The organism is Paenarthrobacter sp. 4246 (assembly GCF_040546855.1).
GTDB lineage: Bacteria > Actinomycetota > Actinomycetes > Actinomycetales > Micrococcaceae > Arthrobacter.
Genome location: NZ_JBEPOP010000001.1, coordinates 163783 through 182978, shown reverse-complemented (window position 1 = coordinate 182978; position 19196 = coordinate 163783). Strand labels below are relative to the sequence as shown.

Annotated in this window: 21 protein-coding genes and 1 tRNA gene; 15 read left to right on the top strand and 7 right to left on the bottom strand. The window is 63.2% G+C overall.

Annotated features, from left to right (window positions below):
- From ygfZ to ABIE35_RS00875, 4 genes are all read left to right on the top strand, one after another.
- Positions 1–1086, top strand: a complete 1086-nt coding sequence (ygfZ, locus tag ABIE35_RS00890) for a CAF17-like 4Fe-4S cluster assembly/insertion protein YgfZ (protein WP_354512001.1) — start codon at positions 1–3, stop codon at positions 1084–1086.
- Positions 1083–1511 (top strand): ankyrin repeat domain-containing protein, encoded by a 429-nt coding sequence (locus ABIE35_RS00885; protein WP_354511999.1) that lies wholly within the window; start codon positions 1083–1085, stop codon positions 1509–1511. Before ygfZ ends, ABIE35_RS00885 begins: the two co-directional genes overlap by 4 nt.
- Positions 1512–1621: 110 nt before the next feature.
- Complete coding sequence (locus tag ABIE35_RS00880) at positions 1622–2251, top strand: PadR family transcriptional regulator (RefSeq protein WP_354511997.1); 630 nt, start codon at positions 1622–1624, stop codon at positions 2249–2251.
- Positions 2235–3749 (top strand): DHA2 family efflux MFS transporter permease subunit, encoded by a 1515-nt coding sequence (locus ABIE35_RS00875; RefSeq protein WP_354511996.1) that lies wholly within the window; start codon positions 2235–2237, stop codon positions 3747–3749. Before ABIE35_RS00880 ends, ABIE35_RS00875 begins: the two co-directional genes overlap by 17 nt.
- A gap of 70 nt (positions 3750–3819) precedes the next feature.
- On the opposite strand, the gene ABIE35_RS00870 is transcribed toward ABIE35_RS00875, so the two are convergent.
- The 5 genes from ABIE35_RS00870 to ABIE35_RS00850 form a co-directional block, all read right to left on the bottom strand.
- The gene (locus ABIE35_RS00870; RefSeq protein ID WP_354511994.1) at positions 3820–4569 is read right to left on the bottom strand and encodes a GNAT family N-acetyltransferase; all 750 of its coding nucleotides are present in this window, start codon (positions 4567–4569) and stop codon (positions 3820–3822) included.
- Between the two features lie 17 nt (positions 4570–4586).
- Positions 4587–5612: an ATP-dependent 6-phosphofructokinase gene (locus tag ABIE35_RS00865; protein WP_089595818.1), complete on the bottom strand. Its 1026-nt coding sequence runs from the start codon at positions 5610–5612 to the stop codon at positions 4587–4589.
- A 193-nt stretch (positions 5613–5805) separates the two neighbouring features.
- Positions 5806–6054 carry a PspC domain-containing protein gene (locus ABIE35_RS00860; RefSeq protein ID WP_089595817.1) on the bottom strand — a complete coding sequence of 83 codons (249 nt, stop codon included), beginning with the start codon at positions 6052–6054 and terminating at the stop codon, positions 5806–5808.
- Between the two features lie 31 nt (positions 6055–6085).
- Positions 6086–6502 carry a hypothetical protein gene (locus tag ABIE35_RS00855; protein WP_354511991.1) on the bottom strand — a complete coding sequence of 139 codons (417 nt, stop codon included), beginning with the start codon at positions 6500–6502 and terminating at the stop codon, positions 6086–6088.
- Between the two features lies 1 nt (position 6503).
- Positions 6504–8027 carry a PspC domain-containing protein gene (locus ABIE35_RS00850; RefSeq protein ID WP_354511990.1) on the bottom strand — a complete coding sequence of 508 codons (1524 nt, stop codon included), beginning with the start codon at positions 8025–8027 and terminating at the stop codon, positions 6504–6506.
- Between the two features lie 124 nt (positions 8028–8151).
- On the opposite strand from ABIE35_RS00850, the gene ABIE35_RS00845 reads away from it, so the two are divergent.
- Positions 8152–9750: an ATP-binding protein gene (locus ABIE35_RS00845; protein WP_354511988.1), complete on the top strand. Its 1599-nt coding sequence runs from the start codon at positions 8152–8154 to the stop codon at positions 9748–9750.
- Entirely contained in the window at positions 9747–10421 is a 675-nt protein-coding gene (locus ABIE35_RS00840; RefSeq protein WP_089595814.1) for a LuxR C-terminal-related transcriptional regulator, read from the top strand. The genes ABIE35_RS00845 and ABIE35_RS00840 overlap by 4 nt, the downstream gene beginning before the upstream one ends.
- Before the next feature lie 111 nt (positions 10422–10532).
- On the opposite strand, the gene ABIE35_RS00835 is transcribed toward ABIE35_RS00840, so the two are convergent.
- Entirely contained in the window at positions 10533–11762 is a 1230-nt protein-coding gene (locus ABIE35_RS00835) for a pyridoxal phosphate-dependent aminotransferase (RefSeq protein WP_311213692.1), read from the bottom strand.
- A 252-nt stretch (positions 11763–12014) separates the two neighbouring features.
- Between ABIE35_RS00835 and ABIE35_RS00830 the strand changes: the two genes are divergently transcribed.
- From ABIE35_RS00830 to rplL, 9 genes are all read left to right on the top strand, one after another.
- A tRNA-Trp gene (locus tag ABIE35_RS00830) sits at positions 12015–12087 on the top strand.
- An 80-nt stretch (positions 12088–12167) separates the two neighbouring features.
- Complete coding sequence (gene secE, locus ABIE35_RS00825; protein ID WP_024817604.1) at positions 12168–12449, top strand: preprotein translocase subunit SecE; 282 nt, start codon at positions 12168–12170, stop codon at positions 12447–12449.
- A gap of 114 nt (positions 12450–12563) precedes the next feature.
- Complete coding sequence (gene nusG / locus ABIE35_RS00820; RefSeq protein ID WP_354511985.1) at positions 12564–13418, top strand: transcription termination/antitermination protein NusG; 855 nt, start codon at positions 12564–12566, stop codon at positions 13416–13418.
- Positions 13419–13548: 130 nt separating this feature from the next.
- A complete protein-coding gene (gene rplK, locus ABIE35_RS00815) occupies positions 13549–13980 on the top strand; it encodes a 50S ribosomal protein L11 (protein WP_011775609.1) in 432 nt (143 codons plus the stop codon).
- Positions 13981–14127: 147 nt separating this feature from the next.
- Entirely contained in the window at positions 14128–14835 is a 708-nt protein-coding gene (gene rplA, locus ABIE35_RS00810; RefSeq protein ID WP_090817733.1) for a 50S ribosomal protein L1, read from the top strand.
- A gap of 108 nt (positions 14836–14943) precedes the next feature.
- Complete coding sequence (locus tag ABIE35_RS00805; protein WP_354511983.1) at positions 14944–16050, top strand: GNAT family N-acetyltransferase; 1107 nt, start codon at positions 14944–14946, stop codon at positions 16048–16050.
- A complete protein-coding gene (locus ABIE35_RS00800; RefSeq protein WP_354511981.1) occupies positions 16029–17198 on the top strand; it encodes a GNAT family N-acetyltransferase in 1170 nt (389 codons plus the stop codon). The genes ABIE35_RS00805 and ABIE35_RS00800 overlap by 22 nt, the downstream gene beginning before the upstream one ends.
- A 302-nt stretch (positions 17199–17500) precedes the next feature.
- On the top strand, positions 17501–18091 hold the full coding sequence (gene rplJ / locus ABIE35_RS00795) for a 50S ribosomal protein L10 (RefSeq protein ID WP_354511979.1): 591 nt from the start codon (positions 17501–17503) through the stop codon (positions 18089–18091).
- Between the two features lie 76 nt (positions 18092–18167).
- Positions 18168–18545 carry a 50S ribosomal protein L7/L12 gene (rplL, locus tag ABIE35_RS00790; RefSeq protein ID WP_011775604.1) on the top strand — a complete coding sequence of 126 codons (378 nt, stop codon included), beginning with the start codon at positions 18168–18170 and terminating at the stop codon, positions 18543–18545.
- A gap of 124 nt (positions 18546–18669) precedes the next feature.
- Here the strand turns inward: rplL and ABIE35_RS00785 are convergent, their stop codons facing one another.
- Positions 18670–19164, bottom strand: a complete 495-nt coding sequence (locus ABIE35_RS00785) for an aminoacyl-tRNA deacylase (protein WP_354511978.1) — start codon at positions 19162–19164, stop codon at positions 18670–18672.
- Between the last annotated feature and the right edge of the window lie 32 nt (positions 19165–19196).

The following is a 19196-nucleotide window of genomic DNA, read 5'->3' as shown; positions in this document are numbered from 1 at the left end:
ATGACTTACACGAGCCCTCTGTTGTCGCGCCCCGGCGCCGTCGAGGACACCGGCCTGGACGCCGGCGTCGCTGCCCACTATGGCGAGCCGCTGCGTGAGCAGCGTGCCTTGGCAGCCGGCACCGCCGTCGTCGATCTCTCGCACCGCGGGGTGGTGACGGTGTCCGGACCGGACCGGCTGAGCTGGCTCAACACGTTGTCCTCGCAGCAACTCACCAACCTGCAGCCCGGAGTCGCCAGCGAGCTCTTGATGCTGAGTGTCCAGGGCCGCATCGAATTCGATGCCAGGGTGATTGACGACGGTGATACCACGTGGCTGATTGTGGAGTCCGCAGAAGCCGCGCCTTTGGCAGAGTGGCTGAACAAGATGAAATTCATGCTCCGCGTCGAGATCACGGACGTCTCGGAACAGTGGGCCGTGCTGGGCTCCACCAAACCAGTGGAGCAGCTGGCCTCCCGCTTGGTGTGGGAGGATCCGTGGCCGCATGTCAGCCCGGGCGGCTACGCGTACAGCATCGTTGCGGAGGAATCCCATCCCGGGCTTGAGCGTCCTTGGTTCGAGTACCTCGTCCCAGCGGCCGGGCTGGAAAGCGCCGTTGAAGGCCTTCCGTTGGCGGGGGCTTTGGCTGCCGATGCCCTGCGGATCGCTGCTTGGCGTCCCCGCCTTGGAGCCGAGACGGACGAGAAGACGATTCCCCACGAGCTGGACCTCCTGCGGACATCAGTCCACCTGAACAAGGGGTGCTACAAGGGCCAGGAGACCATCGCCCGTGTCCACAACCTCGGCCACCCACCCCGTCGCCTCGTCTTCCTGCAGTTGGATGGCTCCCAGCACACTCTCCCCGCTGTTGGCAGTGTTGTATTTGCCGGAGAACGCAAGGTGGGTACCCTGACATCTGTGGCGCAGCACTTCGAAATGGGACCCGTGGCTTTGGCCGTGGTGAAGCGGTCCGTTTCAGCGGAGGAAACCCTGACAGTGATGGATGGCGAGGAGCCGTACGTCGCTGCCCAGGAAGTGATCGTCGCCCCCGACGCCGGCCAGGTTGTTGGGCGCCAGACCGGATTCCTGAAGGGACCCCACCGATGAGCCACCTGAACCAACCCGCAGGTTCCGAGCCCGCCAGCCCTGGGACAAACGCCGACGACGAGACGTTGGCGCTTGCCCACGCCCTGTTCGATGCCGCCCGCGAGGGCAACACCGAACTGTTGCGTGGCTACTTGTCCGCCGGTGCCCCGTCCACGCTGACCAACGCGGCGGGGGATTCCTTGCTGATGTTGGCCGCCTACCACGGGCACGAGGAAGCAGTGCAGTTGATCCTCCACCACGGCGCTGATGTCAATGCGGCCAACGATCGAGGCCAGACGCCGCTCGCAGGCGCGGTTTTCAAGGGGTACACGGGCGTGGCGCGGATTCTGTTGGACGCAGGCGCAGACCCCGACGCCGGAACCCCCACCGCGCGCGAGGCTGCGGCCATGTTCGCCCGGGCTGAGATCCTGGTCCTCCTGGGCTGAGAAAACCCGCCCCCAGGCAGCCCGGTCGCCCAGCGGCCGGGCTTACTTGCGGCCCATATATTCCACGTGGAATAGTTGTAGTGGAATATACGTACGGAAAGGGGTCGACCATGCCCAGAATTTCCGATCCGACGCCATTGGGCGTCGCAGCCCTGGCCCTGTTGGCAGAGGAACCCATGCATCCGTACGAGATGTATCAACTACTGATGGCCCGCCACGAAGACAGACTGGTCAAGGTACGTCCGGGAACGCTCTACCACGCCGTGGGCAGGCTTGAGGAAAGCGGACTCGTGGAGGCCACAGGAACAGGCCGGGAAGGCAACCGGCCCGAGCGGACCACCTACCGGATCACGGATGCCGGACACCAAGCCCTCGACGCCCGGCTCCAGGCCATGCTCTCCACGCCCGTCAATGAGTACCCCCTGTTTCCGCACGCCATCGCCGAGGCGCATCACCTCCCTGCGGACGTGGTGAAGGAACTCCTGGAGGAGCGGGTCGAGGCGCTCAACGCCGATCTCGACTTCCTGGTCCGGGCGGAGGCCACCGTGACGGCCAAGGGACTTGCCCGCAAGTACTGGATTGACATCACGTATCAACAAGCAATGCGCCGAACGGAGATCGCGTGGATCCGCGGCCTCCTCGAGGAGTTGGGCAACGGGCACCTGCCCTGGGACGAACCCCTGCCGGCTCCATCAAACATTTCACCCGAGCCAAAGGAATCCCTTGGAAAACGTAGCTAAGCCGTGGCCGGCGCTCTGGTCACTCGTGGTGGGCTTCTTCATGATCCTCATCGACACCACCATCGTGTCGGTCGCGAATCCGCGGATCATGGAGGGCCTCAGCACGGACATCAATGCCGTCATCTGGGTCACCAGCGCCTATTTGCTGGCGTACGCAGTGCCCCTGCTCATCACCGGGAGGTTGGGGGACCGGTTCGGACCAAAGAACCTTTACCTGATAGGCCTGGTGGTCTTCACCCTGGCGTCCTTGTGGTGCGGCCTGTCCGGTGACGTCACCATGTTGATCGCCGCCCGTGTCCTCCAAGGCCTGGGTGCAGCCATGATGACACCCCAGACCATGGCCGTCATCACCCGCATCTTCCCGCCGGACCGCCGGGGTGCAGCCATGGGGCTGTGGGGCGCTACCGCCGGCATGGCCGTGTTGGTTGGCCCTATTCTTGGCGGCGTGCTGGTGGACAGCCTGGGCTGGCAATGGATCTTCTTCGTCAACGTCCCCATTGGGATCGTGGCCTTCATCCTGGTGATGCGTTTCGTACCGAAACTGACTACCCACACGCATTCGTTCGACGTCCTCGGCGTGGTGTTGTCCGCCGTCGGTATGTTCCTGTTGGTTTTTGGCATCCAGGAAGGCCAGACGTACAAGTGGGGAACGGTCACCGGATTCGTCACCGTTTGGGGCCTGATCATCACCGGGCTGGTGGTCCTGGTTCTCTTCGTGCTCTGGCAATGGCTCCTTGAACGCCGCGGCGGGGAACCCCTGCTGCCGCTTGGCCTGTTCAAGGACCGGAACTTCTCCCTGGGCAACACCACCATCATGGCCGTCGGTTTCACGGTGACGGCGTTCCCGCTGCCCACCATCTTCTACTACCAGACGGTCCGCGGATTGACGCCAACCCAGTCGGCGCTGCTCATGATCCCCATGGCCATTATTTCCGGTGCCCTGGCGCCGTTCGTGGGCAAGCTCATTGACCGCGCGAATCCTCGATACTTTGCCTCGTTCGGCCTGCTCTGCATGGCAGGAGCCCTCTTCTGGACCGCTGCCCTGCTGGGACCGGATACTCCCATCTGGATGTTCCTGCTGCCCAGCGCGCTGCAGGGTGTTGCCAACGCTTTCATCTGGGGACCGGTGTCCAATGCCACCACCCGCAACCTGGAACCGCGCCAGGCCGGAGCAGGGTCCGGTGTCTTCAACACCACCCGCCAAATCGGTGCTGTCCTGGGATCGGCGGCCATCGCTGCCCTGATCCAGTCGCGGCTCTCGGCGGAACTGCCCGCAGCCCCCGCCGGTGCTCCGGTGGGCGAAGCTTCCATGAGCGGTGTACTGCCGGAAGCCCTTCATGCAGGATTCTCGACGGCGATGAGCCAGTCAATCCTGTTGCCTGCCTGCGCGATTCTGCTGGGTGCCGTGGTGGCACTGTTCTTTGGTAAGGCGAAACCTGTACAGGGCTGGAACAGCAGGTCCGCACCGGAAACCGCCAAGGCTGATCTCAACACCTAGGGTTTTCGTACAGATGATGCCCTTGAGAAGGCTCGTAAGGGCACCATCTGTACGAAAAAATCCGGGGGAGTCAGCCGAGCAGGACGCTGGCGTGGAGCCCGCCCGTGGCAAAGCCAAGGCTGCGGGCCATCGCGAGTGCCCCGGTATTGCTGACGTCGGCCCTCCATTGCAGGGTCAGGCCCGCGGCCAGGGCTTCATGGGCAGCGATGGACGCGGCCAGGGTTCCCAAGCCTCGGCGACGCCACGGAGGTGCCACCAGAACGCCCATGTTGGCCAGGATGCCTTCCCATTCGGAGTAGGCGCCGCAGGCCACGGGGGTGGGCGATGCTTCGTCAGGGTGCATGATGGTGAACCGGTGTTCCAGGCCCTGCAGCCCCACCTCATTGACATCGTCCGGAGGGCACTGCGCTTCAAGGCTGATGGCTTCCGGGTTGCCCTGGGAGACTGTGAGGTCGTCGGAGGGTTGCTGCAACGGCAAATCGTCAGCGAAGAACAGGGCCGTTGATCCCAGCCCGTGCCCTCCGTGGGAACGGGTCAAGGTCAGCAGGGTCACGTGTTGGGCGAGCTCTGTATCAGGAAGTCCGACGGCGGCGTCCAGGGCCCACTGCGGCCCCACCAGTGCCGAAACTCCGAAGAGCCTCAGGAAGACCACCGCCCGGGCTGATTCGTCCACGCGGGTGATGCGGAGTGCGGGGTCGCCGGGGTCCGTGGTCGAGTTGGTGAGCCGGGCCGCTGCGGTGGCGAAAGCGTCGTCGTCGAGCCCCAAATGGCGAGCCCACGCCAGCTGGATAATGGCAGCGGACGTGGGCTCAAGAGTCATGGATTCAGCCTAGCCGACTAGCCGAAAAGCACAGATGCTTCGTCGTAGCGGTGCTGCGGCACGGTCTTGAGCTTGCCCAGGGCTTCCTCGAAGCCCACGTGGGAGATATCCGTTCCCTTGAGGGCCACCATGGTGCCCCAACGTCCGTCCACTACGGAGTCGATGGCCGCCATGCCCAGACGGGTTGCCAAAACGCGGTCGTAAGCGGTGGGGACGCCGCCGCGCTGGATGTGGCCGAGAATCGTGGCGCGGGTTTCAATGCCCGTGCGGGCCTCGATCTCAGGGGCCAGCTGGTCGGCGATGCCGCCCAGGCGGGGACGGCCAAAGGTGTCCAGCCCGCGCTCGGAGTGCGGGGACTCCATGTGGTCCGGAACGAAGCCCTCGGCAACCACTACCAGGGGCGCACGGCCACGATCGTGGGCTTCCTGGACCCATTCAGTGATCTCCTCGATGCTGACCTTCTGCTCGGGGATCAGGATGGCGTGCGCACCGGCGGCCATGCCCGCGTGCAGGGCGATCCAACCGACATGGCGGCCCATGACTTCGGCGATCATGCACCGGTGGTGGGACTCCCCGGTGGTCCGGAGGCGATCGATGGCCTCCGTGGCGATCTGGACTGCGGTATCGAATCCGAAGGTGTAGTCGGTGGCATCGAGGTCGTTGTCCACGGTCTTGGGGACGCCGACGATTTTCAGTCCGGCGTCGGTGAGGCGCTTGGCCGCTGCCAGAGTACCCTCGCCGCCGATGGCGATGATCGCGTCAATGCCCAGGCGTTCCATATGGGCTTTGATGACGTCCGGGCCACCGCCATTTTCGAACGGATTGGTGCGGGACGTGCCCAGAATGGTGCCACCCTGCTTGGCGATACCGCGGACCATGGTGCGGGGAATGTCAATGACATCACCTTCCACAACACCACGCCAGCCGTCACGGAAGCCCACAAATTCCTGGCCGTGGATGGCGATGCCCTTGAGGACAGCTCCCCGGATCACTGCGTTGAGGCCGGGGCAGTCGCCACCGCTGGTAAGAATGCCAATTTTCATGTTTGCTCACTCATGGCTTGGAGGAATACGTGCAGAGCGCCACGCTGAGCTCCCCATGATTGTAGACGCGCATGTGGGGTGGGACACAAACGGTTACTTTTGAACCCGGCCGTGCGGTATTGGAAACGTGGCTGAAAACAAAGGAAGCGCCCCGCCTGGTGGCGGGACGCTTCGCGTGCTTTGTGACCGGGACTTACCGGGAACGCTGGCTGATGAACGATTCGAGGGCGATCTTGTTGTTCTGGTCCGGCAAGAGCAGCCAGCCCAGGATGTAGATCACGAACGCGGGCCCTGGCAGCAGGCAGAAGAGCAGGAATGCTACCCGGACGTATGCCACGTCCACCCTGAGCTTTGCCGCGATTCCTCCGCAGATGCCGCCCAGCCAGCGTTGCGGTCCACGCTTCAGGCCGAAGCCCCTGACGATGCTGAAGAACTTGTCCATGGCTACAGACTTCCCTGTTGTGGTTGCTTTGTCACTTCGTGGTGGTCACTTTTTTGGAACCCTTGCGGGCGGAGAGGAGTCCTCCCACTACCAAGGCCGCTCCGGCGCCGATCATCAGGCCTATCAGCACGTAGGTGCCGTTCAGTGTCACCCACCCGAGCGTTGAGATGACGATCAAGGCCGCCAGGGCTATCACGATCAACCCCCACACCACGGTGCCGATCCGGGCTTGCCGGGGTTCGTCGTCGTCCGCGTGCTCCACCTGGAAGCTGCGCTCCAACGGCGGCGTCAGCGGGATTTCCTGGAGCCGTGGCTTGGGCAGGGCTTCGGTGGGGCGCGTTTCCTGGGGCAGAGGTGCTGTGGGCTGGGTTTCGGTGGGGCGTGCGTCCTTGGGCAGCGGCGCTGTTGGCTGGGCGTCGTTCGCCTTGCCTGGCTCGTTGGTGCTCATGTCAGTTTCCTTCCTGGATGGTCACGTTGCTGAACGTGCCGTCGATTTCCACCACGAGGTTGGCTCCGGGCTTCCCGGTGTTGTACAGGGTCCGTTCGTCCTGGAGCCGGCCGCCGCGGTCCGAGCCGCGTTCGTTGAGGTTGCCGAAGGTCATGTCCGCCCTGACTTCCACAGGCACGTCGTCGGGAATGATGACCGTGACGTTGCTGGCGGTCGCATCTACAGGGATGGTGACTTCGGAAATCAGCGGCGGGGTCAGGGAGATTTCGCTCAAGTCCAACCGTCCTTGGGCGCCGGTGACATTGATGCCCAGCCGTGCTTGGTCAAGGCTGGTGGGCGTCCAGTTGACGTCGTGGAAAGTGAAGCGGTCTCCGTCCCGGGGGACCACGTTGAAGATTCCGCCGATGATCAGCGCGACCACTGCGAGGAAGCCCAGGAATCCTGAGGTCCGGCCGCGGAGTCCGGCAACCAGGATGCCCAGGCCCAGGACTGCGGCGCCGGTGGCCCACACTACGGCGTTGGCCGAGTTGCCCAATTCAATGACATTCCCGGCGTCGAGGGCTTTCAACGTGCCGCCGGCCAACAACGCAGCACCGGCAGAAACCGCCACGATCGCAGCCCCGGGCCCCTTGCGCTTGGGGGCGGCGGGCTTGGGCTGCCAGTCCTGCGGGCCAGTGGGGCCCTGCGGGGGACGGGGGCCGGCCGGATTGGACGGGCTGTAAGGACCCGACGGCGCGTACGGGCCCGACGGCGGTACGGCGCTGGCGCTGTGGCCATGGGGTTTTGTGCCGTGCTGGCCGGCCCCATAGACAGGGACGCCTGTGTTGCTCGCGGCCGGAGCGCCGTAGGCGGTAGACGGCCCGTAGGCCACTGGCGTTCCGGCTGCGGTGGTTCCGTACGCGGCGGTCTTGCCGGGTGCCGCGGAATAGTTCTGCTGGCTCATGGGTGGAGCTCCCTTCGGAGCCTTGTTGCGTTGGACCAGGAAGTAGATGAGGTAGAAGATGCCACCCATCCAGAACAGCGTCCAGAACAGGCCGGGCAATCCGTCCCAGCCCCAACCCCAGAATCCACGGCCCAGGCTCGGGAGCCCGATGATCGTGGTGATCAACGCGCCGGTCATGCCTCCGGACCAGCGGCCGGCAGCTGCTTCCTGGACGTGGATGCGGCCATCGGGCTCAGGCAGGAGGGCCCAGGCAATGCCGTAAAGCAGCACCCCTACGCCGGCGAAGACTGCCAGGACGATGAAGATGCCCCTCACAATCAGCGGGTCGATGCCGAAGCGGTGGGCCACACCGCTTGCCACGCCGCCAATCCAGCGGTCCGGTCCGCGACGGATGCCTTGGTTGCGGATCCAGTCGAAGAAGTTCTCCTGGGAAGCGGCCGGAGCGGCGCCGGCCGGCGGGTAGTTTCCGTTTTCCGGACCAGTTCCCGCGGAAGCGCCGGCGGTGGGCTCTTGCTGTGAGCCGGAGGTGCCGGCAGTGCCTGGCGTTCCGGGTTCCTCTGGATTCATGCTGTTCGCGTTCATACTTCGATCCTGCCGCCCGCCCGTCCTTCCCTCTACTGGGGGATACCCTGAATGATCCCTGAGGGACCCCCGAACAACGCTTGTTTCCAGTCCGGGTCACCCTTATCCGTGTTTGGATTGGTACATGACAACCGCTGTACAACGCCCCGTGCTGGTTCGCAGCAGCGACCGCATGATTGCCGGCGTCTGCAGTGGGCTGGCCGATCACTTGGGATGGCCGGTCAAGTTCGTCCGGCTTGGCATGATCCTGGCGTGTTTCGCCGGCGGCGCAGGCGTGGCTTTTTACGCGTGGCTGTGGACCATGGTTCCCACTGCGGATGAGAGCGCCAAGCGCAATGCCCGCCGTCCGGCGTCGCCCATTGCTCCTGCCGTGAGCCTGCCGCCGGTACCTGGGCCCAGCGGTGGAACCACGCCTGCCGGATTCACGCCAGTCGGTGGAAGCCACCAGGCATCGAAAACATACGACGCCGGATGTCCACCATCGGCGGCAGGCGCAACTCCTGTTCTTGGTTCCGGCCCGGTGGGCGGGCCGTCTTCCGGGGTAGCTGCTGAGCATCCGGTCTCGAGCGTCAGCGACGTCCTGGGCCGTGGTCCTATTCCCGCTGCTGAACCTCCGGGATTCGGCAGTCCGTCCGCCGCATGGGACTGGGCGGACAGCGCCGGTGGGGGAGGCCTGGCATCGTGGTTCTCCTCACGGCGCATTCAGTATGGCAAGGAAATCCTTCTCGGCGCGGCCCTGCTCCTGGTGGCCGCAATCCTGGTGGCCCGGCAGTTCGGCGTCGACGTTCCCCTGGGGACCCTCATACCGGCCGCGGCAATCCTGGGCGGTGCGGCCATCGCCTGGATGCAGCTCGACGAAACGCGCAGGGCCGGCCTGGTGGACAAGACGAAAGCCGATCAAGCCGGGGGCTGGGTCCGGCTGGCAGCCGGCCTGGCGCTGGTGGTGGCGGGCGTTCTGGTCATGGTGTCCGGCTCGGGATCGTGGGAGCAGACGTGGCTGGCGCTGCTGGCGTCCGTGGCCGTCCTGGGCGGCGTTGCCCTGGTCCTGTTGCCCTGGGGCCTCAAGTTTTGGAAGGACCTGGAAACCGAACGGGCAGGCCGCATCCGCGAGACGGAGCGCGCCGAGATCGCCGCGCATCTGCACGATTCCGTGCTGCAGACCTTGGCGCTGATCCAGCGCAGGGCGGGGTCGGAACAAGACGTCGTGCGGCTTGCCAGGGCACAGGAACGCGAACTCCGGGCCTGGCTTTTCAGTGATGCAGCCAAGGAATCGGGGCTCCTGGCCGAGCGCATCAAAGCCGTCGCAGCGGAGGTGGAAGACTCCCAGGGCCACGCGGTAGAAGTGGTGGCGGTGGGCGATACGGACATGACGGAACGGCACGAGGCCATGGTGCAGGCAGCCCGGGAGGCGATGCTCAACGCCGCACGGCATGGCGGCGGAACGGTGTCCGTGTATGTGGAGAGTACTGCGGGCACCACGGAAATCTTCGTCAAGGACCGCGGTCCCGGTTTCGATCCGGATGCTGTTCCGGTCGACAGGCTGGGCGTCAAGGAATCGATCATTGGCCGGATGAAGCGGCACGGTGGCACAGCGACCATCAACAGCAGCAGCGACGGAACGGAAGTCCGGCTGACCCTGCCGTCCGCCAACGGCGACGCGGGCGAACAGCGCAACAACGAAGCCCGGAACAACGAAGCCCGGAATGGAGAAGCGAAGCAATGAGCACCAACCCCCAGAATGGTCCAGGACGCACGGTGCGGGTGGTGATCGTGGATGACCACACCATCTTCCGGTCGGGGCTGAAAGCCGATCTCGATGCCCGCATGGACGTCGTAGGAGAAGCCGGAACGGTGGAGCAGGCCATCGCCGTCATTGCCGAAGCCCGCCCGGAGGTGGTGCTCCTGGACGTTCATCTTCCCGGCGGACTGGGCGGTGGTGGTCGAGAGGTCATTGCTGGATCGGCCGCGTTGCTGGGAACCACCAGTTTCCTGGCGCTCAGTGTTTCGGACGCAGCCGAGGACGTGGTCTCCGTCATCCGTGCCGGTGCCCGGGGCTATGTCACCAAGACCATCTCAGGCAAAGAGATTTCCGATGCCGTGATCAGGGTGGCCGATGGAGACGCCGTCTTTTCACCCCGGCTTGCGGGCTTTGTGCTGGATGCGTTCGGTACCGCTCCGGCAGATATTGCGGATGACGAACTGGACAAGCTCTCTGCCCGCGAACTCGAAGTCATGAGGCTCATCGCGCGGGGATACAGCTACAAGGAAGTCGCCAAGGAACTCTTCATTTCCATCAAGACCGTGGAGACCCACGTTTCTGCCGTCCTCAGGAAGCTCCAGCTCTCCAGCCGCCACGAGCTCACCAAGTGGGCGGCCGAGCGCCGCCTCCTCTAGCGCCCTCCCGCTTCCCGTCGGGCTTTCCCGATCGCGCTCCCACGTCCCGAGCCTTAAACGAAAACGCTCTTCCACCGGCCTCGGTGGAAGAGCGTTTGCGTTGGCTGGCTGCTACTTGGCCTTGCCCAGGAATTCCTGAATGCGGCGCACACCCTCGGCGAGGTCTTCGTCGCCCAAAGCGTAGGACAGGCGGACGTAGCCGGAGGGGCCGAACGCTTCGCCCGGAACCACGGCTACCTCAACCTCGTCGAGGATGAGGGTGGCGAGTTCAGCAGAGGTGGAAGGACGGACGGGACCGTTCGAGGTCTCAAATTCCTTACCCAGCAGTCCGCGGACGTCCGCGTACACGTAGAAGGCGCCGGTCGGCGTCGGGCATTCAACGCCCTCAATCGCGTTGAGTCCGGCGACGATCGCTTTGCGGCGGCGGTCGAAGGCAACCTTCATTTCGTCGACGGCGGTCAGCGGACCCGTGAGGGCAGCGGCGGCGGCGACCTGCATGATGTTCGAGACGTTGGACGTCGCGTGCGACTGCAGGTTGGTGGCTGCCTTGATGACGTCAGCCGGCCCAATCATCCAGCCCACGCGCCATCCGGTCATGGCATAGGTCTTGGCAACGCCATTGAGGATGACAACTTTGTCGCCCAGTTCCGGAGCGGCGGTGGCGATGGAGGTGAACTCCACACCGTCGTAAGTCAGGTGCTCGTAGATTTCGTCCGTAACAACCCAGAGGCCCTTGGATGCAGCCCACTTGCCGATCTCCGCAACCTGCTCCGGGCTGTACACGGCACCTGTGGGGTTGGACGGGGAAACGAACAGCAGGATCTTGGTCCGGTCCGTCACGGCTGCTTCGAGCTGCTCGACGGTCACCAGGTATCCCTGTTCCGGACCGGCGAAGACCTCAACGGGCACGCCGCCGGCGAGGCGGATGGCTTCCGGGTAGGTGGTCCAGAACGGGGTGGGGATGATGACCTCATCGCCCGGATCCACCAACGTAGCGAAGGTGTTGTAAACCGCCTGCTTGCCGCCGTTGGTCACCAGCACCTGGGAAGGGTCAACCTGGTAGCCGGAATCGCGCAGGGTCTTTTCTGCGATGGCCTTCTTCAGCTCAGGGAGGCCACCGGCTGGGGAGTACCGGTGGTACTTCGGCTGGCTCGCAGCTTCAATGGCGGCCTGGACGATGTAATCCGGGGTGGGGAAATCGGGTTCACCGGCACCGAAACCGATCACGGGACGGCCCGCGGCCTTCAGTGCCTTCGCCTTGGCATCAACGGCAAGGGTGGCGGACTCGGCAATGGCGGAGATTCGCTGTGAAATGCGGGCGGTAGTTGTTCCGGCAGACATCTATGTACCGTTCTTCGCAGGCAGCTCGTGGGCTGGATGATGGGATTCGACGTAAACTACCTTATGCTGTTCTGCGGACCTCCCGGGTGCCCGCCGGACTTTGTGACTGATAATGCTGGTCACAGGTTTTTGGGGCTGGGTGGACCGGAAATGGGCCGGTTCGACTATCGCGAAATTCTTGCGTAGACTGGTTCACCGGTGTTGAAAAGCACCACAGGCTGAAGTGCGGCCTGAAACATGGATTCGATCCATAGGGTAGTGGCGCAATTGGTAGCGCAGCGGTCTCCAAAACCGCAGGTTGCAGGTTCGAGTCCTGTCTGCCCTGCGCAAGCTGTCCCGGCGGAAACGCCGGGGCATGCGCAGCAACCATGGCTCTGATCAGAGTCGGGTCAACGACTTTGCAAGGTGAGTGAGGATCAGGTGACCGAAACAGCTGCCAGCAGCTCGAAGGGCCGACCCGCCAAGAAAGCCGATCGCGGCTTCTTCGCCCGTATTGCTCTCTTCGTCCGCCAGGTCATTGGTGAACTGAAGAAGGTCGTTGCTCCCACCCGCAAGGAACTGATCAATTACACGCTCGTGGTGCTGGTGTTCGTGGCCATCATGATGCTCATCGTCACCCTTCTGGACCTGGCCTTCGGCACGGGAGTCAGCTGGGTCTTCGGTGGGTCAGGCGCTACGGACCGCTAAGCGGATCTGTCCGCAAACTGTGTGAAATTCCTTGGTACTTCAGGAATTTTGCGGGGTTTGCGGAATTGAGCCATTTAAATAGGCATGTTAGGCAATGAGGAAGCAGGAGACCAAGTGTCTGAGCAGGAGCTCGAGGTAAACGAGACTGAGCTGGAAGAAACTGAGGGCGCTGCAGTTGAGGCTGCGGAAGAGTCCGAGGTTGATTCTGCTGCGCCCGAATCTGCCGACGCCGATGAATCCGAAGAGGACTTCGAAGCTGACGTCGACGCCGAATCTGATGACGCGTCCGGCGATGTTGCAGACGAGGACGACGCCTCGGAAGAGTCCGACGGCGACGACCTGGCAGCCGCTGCTGCTGCAGCTCCGGCCGATCCGGCGGAAGAATTCAAGGGCAAGCTGCGCCGCCAGGAAGGTGACTGGTACGTCATCCACTCCTACGCAGGTTACGAGAACCGCGTGAAGGCAAACCTTGAGACCCGCATCCAGACCCTGGACATGGAAGATTACATCTTCGAAATCCAGGTGCCCATGGAAGAGGTCGTCGAGATCAAGAACGCGCAGCGCAAGGTCATCAACCGCGTGCGCATTCCCGGCTACGTCCTGGTCCGCATGGACCTGACCGACGCCTCCTGGGGCGCCGTTCGCCACACCCCTGGCGTCACCGGCTTCGTGGGCAACGCCCACAACCCCGTGCCGCTGCGCCTTGACGAGGTCTTCTCCATGCTCGCCCCGGTCTTCGAGGAAGAGCAGGCAGAGCAGGGTAAGCCGGTCAACAAGCAGAACCAGGCTCCCGTGGCCGTCGACTTTGAGGTCGGCGAGTCGGTCATCGTCAAGGAGGGCCCGTTCGAGACCCTTCCGGCAACGATCTCCGAGATCAAGCCCGAGTCCCAGACCCTGGTGGTCCTGGTCTCGATCTTCGAGCGCGAAACCCCGGTGACGCTCGCATTCAACCAGGTCACCAAGATCTAGCTGATTCCAAAATTTCGCTCCAGTCCTGCCTGCTTAGCAGTTCGGGAGCGGCCGGCCGCCTCGCCATGGCGGCCAAAAACCTGGGACGCGCTCCTGTGTCCCAGGAAGCTATTGAGAGAAGGACCCTACATTGGCTCCCAAGAAGAAGGTCACCGGCCTCATCAAGCTGCAGATCCAGGCAGGTGCCGCTAACCCGGCCCCGCCGATCGGTCCTGCGCTTGGCCAGCACGGTGTCAACATCATGGAATTCTGCAAGGCGTACAACGCTGCAACGGAATCCCAGCGCGGAAACGTTATCCCGGTGGAAATCACGGTCTACGAAGACCGTTCCTTCACCTTCATCACCAAGACCCCGCCGGCTGCAGAGCTCATCAAGAAGGCTGCAGGCGTCGCCAAGGGTTCAGCTACCCCGCACACCGTCAAGGTTGCCAAGCTGACCCAGGCACAGGTCGAGGAAATTGCTTCCACCAAGATGGAAGACCTCAACGCCAACGACATCAAGGCTGCTGCCCTGATCATCGCCGGCACCGCCCGCTCCATGGGTATCACCGTAGAAGGCTAGTAGTCTTCGAAGGCCCTTGTGGCCTTCACCCGCCGGGCAACCGGCATCTGAAACATTTGAAATGTCGCAGGATCCTTGCCGGATCCACGACTGTGGCAGGGCCCAGCGCGGTCCGCAGACCACAACTGCACAAGGAGAAACAGCAGCATGGCAAAGCGCAGCAAAGCATATGAGGCAGCCGTAGCCAAGATCGAGGCAGACAAGGTCTACGCCCCGATCGAAGCAATCACCCTCGCGAAGGACACCAACCCTTCCAAGTTCGACGCAACCGTTGAGGTAGCTTTCCGTTTGGGCGTTGACCCGCGTAAGGCCGACCAGATGGTTCGTGGCACCGTCAACCTGCCGCACGGCACCGGTAAGACCGCCCGCGTCCTCGTTTTCGCAACCGGCGACAAGGCTGAAGCAGCAATCGCTGCCGGCGCCGACTTCGTTGGTTCCGATGACCTGATCGAAAAGATCGCAGCCGGCTGGACCGACTTCGACGCCGCAGTGGCAACCCCTGACCTCATGGGCAAGGTTGGCCGCCTCGGTAAGGTCCTCGGCCCGCGTAACCTGATGCCGAACCCGAAGACCGGTACGGTTACCCCGGATGTCACCAAGGCTGTCAACGACATCAAGGGTGGCAAGATCGACTTCCGCGTCGACAAGCACTCGAACCTGCACTTCATCATCGGCAAGGTTTCCTTCGACGCCAACAAGCTGGCCGAGAACTACGCAGCTGCACTGGAAGAGGTGCTTCGCTTGAAGCCGTCCGCTTCCAAGGGCCGCTACATCCAGAAGGCTACCGTTGCCACCACGTTCGGTCCGGGCATCACCGTTGACCCGAACGTCACCAAGGTTCTCACCGACGCATAAGCTTCGCGAGCACTGGCTCTGATAAAGGACCGTCCGGCTATGCCGGGCGGTCCTTTTTCTTGCCTTGTTCCCTGTTCACCGGCAGTGGTGGGCCGTAGGCTGTGGTGCGTGTCGTCGTCGAACTCTTCCGTCCCGGGCGGGCTAACCGTAGAACGGATCCGCGTGCCAGGACAGCCCGGTGCGGATGACTCGGAATTCCAGGCGTTCCATGGGCTCGACATTGCCCACCAGCTGGAGCTCTGGGGCAACCGGGACCGTTGCCCCACGTTGGCTGAAGCAGCTGTCTTCTGGCGGGGGAGTGAGTACGAGGAGCGGCAGGTGTTCCTGGCGTATCTTGATGGCGCCGTGGTGGGACGCGGGACGCTGACACTACCACTGAGTGAAAACACGACGACGGCGGGCGTGGACGTCCTGGTCGCCGCGCCTTTCCGGCGGCGCGGGTTTGGGTCCGCCATCCTGGGCGTTTTGGAGGAACTGGCACGCGGAAGAGACCGCATCTCCTTTGACGGGTACTGCGAGGAGCCACTCGGGCCGGCCACGGATCGCACCCGGTTTCTGGAGGCCAAGTCCGGCACCGGCGGTGTCCCGCTGGATTCCGCATCAACTCAGTTCGCCCTCCATCATGGGTACACGTTGGAACAGGTGGAAACCAACAGCACGCTGCCTTTCCCTGTTGAGGAGGAGATTCTGCGGGACCTCGAGGCTGAGGCTACGCAGCGGGCCGCCGGGTACAGCGTCATAGCCTGGCGGGACCGGTGCCCGGACCATCTGGTGGACGCCTTCGCACGCCTCAAGAGCCTCATGAGCACAGAAGTGCCCATCGCCGGGTTGGGCTGGGAGGGCGAAGACTGGGATGCCGCCCGGGTACGCCAGGAGGAATCCACATGGAGGTCTGGCGGTGTTGACCCGGTGGTGGCGGTTGCCCACCACGACTCCACTGGTGAGCTGGCTGCCTACACGGTCCTGACGCATCGCGCCGCGCTGCCCGCCGTGATCTACCAGGAGGACACGTTGGTGGCCCCTGGACACCGCGGTCACCGCTTGGGAATGCTGGTCAAGATCGGCAATCTTCGTCGCGCAGGAGAGCTCTGGCCTGACGCCACGTCGGTGATGACATGGAACGCCAATGAAAACCGGCATATGCTGGCCATTAATATCGCCCTGGGATTCAAGCCCTCCGGCTTTGAAGGCGAATGGCAGAAACGGCTGGGATGACTGTAGACGAGGCAAAGACCGTTCACGTCGAGCAGCTGTGGGTGCCTGACACCCTGGACAGCCCCGACGCCGCTGATTTCCTGGACGCTGTGGAAGTAGGCCGACGGGTACGCATGGAGACCTGGGGGAGCGACGACCTCGCTTATACCCCCCTGGAGAAGCTGCTGGAGTTCTCCGATCCCTATGAGCGCCAGATCATCCTGGTGGCCAAGGTGGATGGCGCCATTGTGGGCACCGTGGATATTGCCTTGCCCCTGGCAGACAACATGGACCTGGCCGAATTCACATTGGATATCCTGCCTGAGTATCAAAGCCAGGGCGTCGGACGGCAATTGCTTGAAGCCGCCGAGCAACTGGCCCGGGCAGAGGGCAGGACCATGATTCTGGTGGACACCAACCATCCTGCAACATCACTGACTGAGGTCCCCGAGGACCAGCTGATCCCTGGAAGCGGTGCGGGCTTTATTCCAGTGAGCAGCAGGGAAGTGGATTTTGCCAAACGTGCCGGCTACACCCTGCAACACATTGAGCAGTTCAGCTCCTGCGTCCTGCCCCTCGACTCAAAACTCGTGGGCGATCTGCAGGTGGAGGCCGAGGAAGCCAACGGTGGCCGCTATGTCCTGCACCACTGGACGGACCGTTGCCCTGAACCGTGGCTGGAAGCTGTGGCGGCGTTGGAAAATGCTGCCGGCGAGGTGGTCCGCGATGAGGGTGACGAAGATGCACCCGAGGTCGAGGCAAGCGGCATGGTGTTCGATCCCGTCGTCCTCCGTGACACTGAAGACGCCGCCTTGGCGCAGGGCCGGCGCACGGTGGTCACCGCCGTCGAGCATTGTGAGAGCGGGCGCTTGGTGGGCCTGACCACCATCAGCGTCCTGGCGCACCGCCAGGACGTGGTTTTCCAAGACGACACCTTGGTCCTCCAGGAACACCGGGGCAACAAGCTGGGCCTGCTGATCAAGGTGGCCAACATGGAACGGCTCAGCGAGCAGTTCCCCGATGCCCGGGTGATCTACACGTGGAACGCGCCCGAGAACCGCTACCTCCTCACAGTGAACAAGCAGTTGGGGTTTACGACGGCGGGCGTCACCGGACTCTGGCAGAAGGAACTTCCCGGACGGGGCAAGGACACGACGTCGTCGGACTAGTCGGCCGCCGATTTGGTTTGGGGAACACTCTCCCGTAACCTTGAATTACCAAAGACCGTCGGTTGATGGGAATCCACTCTTTCGAGCGAAGCTCAATTCTGCAGCTACGCCCTTGAGGCTAAAGTGAGTTCCTTGACGAAGGACCCTGAACATAGGGCGGCCGGCGCAGGTGAACGAAGCAAGTCTCCATGGATTCAGTCTGTGTTGAGCCAAGCCCCGTGCATCTGCGCGGGGCGTTTTTTAGTTTTAGCTCTCGTGAGCGGGGACCCGGAAGACCGGCTTTATTCCCCGGAAGGAGGGTTATGACAACGCCTAGCAAGATCTCCGCAGTTGCAGAGATCACCAACGATTTCAAGGAATCGAACGCGGCTGTCCTGACCGAATACCGCGGGCTCACTGTTGCACAGCTCAAGGAACTGCGTGTTGCGCTCGGCCAGGACACCAAGTTCTCGGTCGTCAAGAACACCCTGAGTGCCATTGCAGCCAAGGAAGCTGGAGTTGAAGCATTCAACGATCAGCTCGCCGGCCCTACTGCAATCGCCTTCATCAAGGGTGACGCTGTTGCTGCTGCCAAGAGCCTGACGGACTTTGCCAAGGCCAACAAGCAGCTGGTTATCAAGACCGGCGTCTTCGAAGGCAAGGCATTGGACGCAGCAGGAGTTGCCGCACTGGCAGCCCTCGAGTCCCGCGAACTGCAGCTTGCACGCGTTGCTGGTGTCCTCAAGGCTCCCGCATCCGCTGCTGCCCGCATCATCGACGCCCTGCGCCTCAAGCTTGAAGAAGAGGGCGGCGCATCTGCACCGGCCGCTGAAGAAGCTCCGGCTGAAGAGGCTGCTGCTGAAGAGGTTGCGGCTCCGGCCGAAGCCGCTGAAGCTGCAACCGAAGAGAACTAAGTTCTCCCCCCAATCAAACTCCGGTGCATGGAGCGGCCTGGTCCGCATCTGCGCCAACTAATGGAAGGACGCCACCATGGCGAAGCTCAGCAACGAAGAGCTCATTGAAGCTTTCAAGGAACTGACCATCATCGAGCTCTCCGAGTTCGTCAAGCTCTTCGAAGAGACCTTCGAAGTTACGGCTGCTGCTGTTGCAGTTGCCGGCCCCGCTGCCGGCGGTGCTGCTGAAGCTGCTGAAGAGAAGACCGAATTCGACGTCGTTCTCGAAGCTGCTGGCGACAAGAAGATCGCAGTGATCAAGGAAGTTCGCGCCATCACCTCCCTCGGCCTCAAGGAAGCCAAGGACCTGGTTGACAGCGCACCGAAGGCTGTTCTCGAAGGCGCCACCAAGGAAGCTGCCGAGAAGGCAAAGGCTCAGCTCGAAGAAGCTGGCGCAACGGTTACCCTCAAGTAACTCGTTTTGCTTGTGGAAGCCCCGCCCCGTTCCGACAAAGGAACCGGGCGGGGCTTCCTGCGTTTAACCGCACCCAAGTAAGCAGTTGAGCGCGTTCTGACGGCTCAAAACGCGCTCAATTGCGCTAGGTGGGTTCGCTGATGTCCGCTACTACTGCGCCCAGTGCGGCGGTGAGGGCGTCCGCGTCCACGAACGCGCTCCGGCCGTGGGCACCTGCGCCCATGGAGATGCGACGCCCACTGATGGTGGCGTCGGCGTACACGGGCCAGGGCGTGGTGCTGCCCAACGGCGTGATGGTTCCCCGCTCGTATCCAGTGGCGGCCAAGGCGACGTCGGCGTGGGGGAGCGAGAGCTTGTTGACACCCACCAGTGCCCGCAGCTTCGGCCACGAGATCTGGCGGTCCCCGGGAATCAGTGCGAACAGGAAGCTGCCATCCCGGTGTTTGACCACCAACGACTTCACAATGTCAGCCGGGCTGATGCCCAGGATCCCGGCAGCTTCTTCGAGGCTGCGCGCTGCAGGACGCTCGACGACGTCAACGTCCAGTCCGCGGGCGGCAGCATCGGACAGGAACCTCTCAGCACCGTCCGTCACAGGTTCATACACGACGTTTCCCATCAGTCCTCGATCCAAAATCAGCCCAGCTTCTA